A 3,692-nucleotide genomic window follows, 5' to 3' on the forward strand; every position below is an offset into this window, starting at 1 on the left:
CTAGAGCTAGAGCTGCTAGAATAAATGGTAGTAGATAGTGAAGTGAGAAGAATCGGTTAAGTGTAGCATTATTAACAGAGAATCCACCCCATACAACATTATAGCTTATAAAAGCCTGCTTACTATTTCTAGTAAGATTAGACTATGTCATTCACTACGTTTAGAGTGAAAGGGCGCTCTAGGTTGGATTATTGTTAGTATTACTCACCAACTAGTCGTTGAACTTTTCTAGATTTATATAAATACTAATCTAGACTTAGCTGCAAATTGTCTTANCAAATTGTCTTAATCTAGGGGTTGAGTTATATGATTAAGAGTTTCTTGCAATTCACCCTTTTTTTCAATTTGAGTCACCTCAAAAAGCAACTTTATATCCTTTATGTTCTGGCAGATTAATATTCTTAAACCGCTTTACGTTTCGTATATTGTTAATCCAATTGTCATATTGTACCTTCTTGTAACCTACAATTGGATGTAGCCCTGAATGAGAAAAGAATTGAACCACAGTATTTAGATCCTTAACGGAAGAAACATTAAACTTTGAATATCCAATAGTAGATATGTCAATAGTTCGAGTCGTATTAAATAGAATTCGGAAAGCTTCAAAAAGTGTAATATGTTCACGTTGTCGGATAGAGAAATAAAACTCATTAGAAGCCTTAATGTGGAATGATCCTTCAGCCATAACAAAACCAACAACCCAATTCCGAAAGAAAGGAATAGATAGATATCCAGCTGGAGTAGTAGGTAGAGGGTAGATATTAGAATTAAAATTAGTGGGTACGTCTGCATACCATACAATATTATTAGTTAGTACATGTAGAGCTAGTGCATATTGTTGCCGACGTGTATCAGTAAGAAAATAAATACCATGATGAATTAGAAGAGGAAATACAATCTCTTGAAGATCGATTCGCCCAATAATATACTTTACTGTAGTATTGTAATAGTTAATACGACCTACTTGTAGTACAGAATAGAAATAGCGTAGAAGTTCTGCGTCTCGTACGTCTAGAGAAATAACTAGCTCAAAAGAGATATAACCATCAGTAGCCCGAGTAAGCTTAATATAGCCGTCTCCATCTACAAAGCCAGCAAACATAGATATGAAGTCATAGCTAACATTTTGATACTTACTCTTGTCCTTACTATTACGTGGATGAATAGATCGACTATTCATATTACCTACAGTAGGTAGAAATTCTGAACTGAAAAATACATGAAATGATACTAGACAAAGGATAAAAACAAATTGTGTAAAGTCCGTACCAATCCAAGGAATAGCAGATAGCATATTAGTAATTACAGTTGCCAAATTATCTAATCATATACGATAAAAAATTTCCGAATATGACCATGTACCTGTCTTAAATCCTAAATTAAAAGGAACGCAGGCCTTATAATTAGATATATCTAATAGAAATTCCGACTGTACATTAAGCACCATTTTAGATGATACCCACCGATGAACCAGTCTGTAGCGACCACTAATAATATCCATAATATTATAGTAACCGACGGTCTGAATCAGAAATTATAGATTTTTAACCGTTTTCATCAGTGTCGCCATATATAAATATGACTATATTCTTATACTGTGATGGGGAGTATTATATGATATAAGGTTATTCACCTAGCTTATAAAGCATAGATGGTACAAAATATGGTCGAACTAGATCTCGTAGTAGAGGCATAGATTCGGACCACACATAAATATGATACTGGTTAGGTACCCCAGCATTTTGTACTGAAGACTTAATTCCATATAGTTCTGCTAGAGTGTTAGAAAGAAATACGCAGTCATTATATGTAAAGCAGTTTGTTGCTAGCTTTAGACCGTAACCCATTCGACCACCATCATCCATAATCCAAATAGCAAGTGCTAGTGGAGTAAGATACATGGCAATATTAGCTGGTACAATCTTAATGCCGTTAACATACCAATCTGAAAAGATAAAGTTAAAACTACTATATGTGTAAGTTCGGAATCGAATTACGTACCGAGTGATTCCATTATCAACACGTGTTTGGATAACAGGTGTGATAGGGCTACAATAACCAAGAGAAGAGATAAGTTCATGTAGCCATAGTAGATATTCTATATGACTACCTGCTTGATAGAAAGTAATACGAGTACCATTTCCTTGAACTCGCTGTTCAGCATGACCATCTCCAAGTAGAGAACCAGTAATAATGCTAAGAATAGTTATATTATGGGGTCCTACTCGGCTAATAGCTGAAATTCGCTTAGCTAGCATTCCAGACCGAAGATATACATTAATAAGTACAAGTACAACTGCATAAATCACAGTATTAGAACATGTCGGGCAATTTGAAATACCCCAAAGTGACATTTGACCGTAAGGTAGTACGTAACCTAGGAAGGCTGTACCCATCATCAGGACTAGAATAATAACTCCTACTGACCATGGTAGAATTCGAGGAGACTTGTATGATCCAAAGTATAGTCCTCGTGCGATATGTAGGTATACAAAGATGAAGAAGAATGACGCTGTGTTAGCGTGAATATATCGAATCATCCATCCGTAGTTAACATCCCGCATGATATGTTCAACGCTGATAAATGCTAGATCAATATTAGGTGTATAGTGCATTGCTAGAATAACACCTGTTAGAATTTGTGTTCCTAGACAAAGTGCTAGTAGTGAACCAAAATTCCATGCGTAGCTAATGTTAATAGGTTGTGGTGAATCACAAATGTAACTATTAGCAATAGATAGTAGTGCATTACTCTTTATTACTCGCATAGATATTATATTCTTAATCTTATTGTCTTACCTTATATCAATTAGCAATCTCAGCGCTTTTTTGGTTATATTTATAATTAAATACCTTAAGCCCAAGAGGAATCGAACCTCTGCCACACCGATATCAACGATGGGTACTAACCGCTATACTATAGGCTTTATATACATTAATTAGTTTTTAATCTACTTATATGTAAGGGGAGTTGGGATAATATCAAATGCCATTAGAATACTTGGAGCTAGTACTACGAAGGCAATAGCTAGAGGAAGCATATCTGTCCAACATAGTACCATTAGTTGGTCGTATCGAATTCGTGGGAATGTAGCTCGACACCAGACAAAGAAAAAGCAAATAATACATGTCTTAACTCCTAGTACAATACTTTGTAGGTTAACGAAGGTGTCGTTGATAAATAGTTCTGGCATGTTGTACCCACCTAGAAATAGGATTGCTGTTAGACATGACATTAGAACAATTGAACAGTATTCTCCTAGGAAGAAGAATACAAAGATCATACCACTGTGTTCAGTAAAGAAACCAGCTACTAGTTCTGATTCTGCTTCTGGTAGGTCAAATGGTGTACGATTAGTTTCAGCTAGTGCTGAAATTAGAAATACAATGAATACAGGTAGCATAGGAATAACAAACCAAATAGCTTCTTGATGTTCGATAATTGTTGTGATATTAAATGATCCTGTCATAAAGATCACTGTTAGAATTGCTGAACTTAGTACTAGTTCATATGAAATCATTTGAGCTGTTGATCGTAGTGATCCTAGAAATGCATACTTAGAGTTAGCTGACCATCCAGCAAATAGAGTACCATAAATACCAATTGATGAAATAGCCAGAGTATATAGAATTCCCATTGAAAAATCAAAAATAGTTAGTCCAGCACCAAATGGAATAACAGCCCATCCTAG

At 35.2% G+C, this 3,692-nt stretch carries 3 protein-coding genes, 1 tRNA gene and 1 pseudogene; all 5 read right to left on the minus strand.

Annotation, left to right across the window (positions count from 1 at the left end; all coding sequences use genetic code 11):
• Positions 1–88 (minus strand): annotated as a pseudogene (locus ACYVJS_RS10345) (hypothetical protein); the annotation flags it as partial.
• Positions 89–355: 267 nt separating this feature from the next.
• Positions 356–1,315 carry an LAGLIDADG family homing endonuclease gene (locus ACYVJS_RS10350; protein ID WP_460624611.1) on the minus strand — a complete coding sequence of 320 codons (960 nt, stop codon included), beginning with the start codon at positions 1,313–1,315 and terminating at the stop codon, positions 356–358.
• A gap of 310 nt (positions 1,316–1,625) precedes the next feature.
• A complete protein-coding gene (locus ACYVJS_RS10355; protein WP_460624610.1) occupies positions 1,626–2,768 on the minus strand; it encodes a cytochrome b N-terminal domain-containing protein in 1,143 nt (380 codons plus the stop codon).
• Positions 2,769–2,855: 87 nt separating this feature from the next.
• Positions 2,856–2,927 (minus strand) — tRNA-Ile (locus ACYVJS_RS10360).
• A 24-nt stretch (positions 2,928–2,951) separates the two neighbouring features.
• Positions 2,952–3,692 (minus strand): complex I subunit 1/NuoH family protein (locus ACYVJS_RS10365; RefSeq protein WP_460739888.1); only part of this gene is annotated, 741 nt, incomplete at its 5' end.

Source organism: Microbacterium neimengense, from assembly GCF_054782995.1.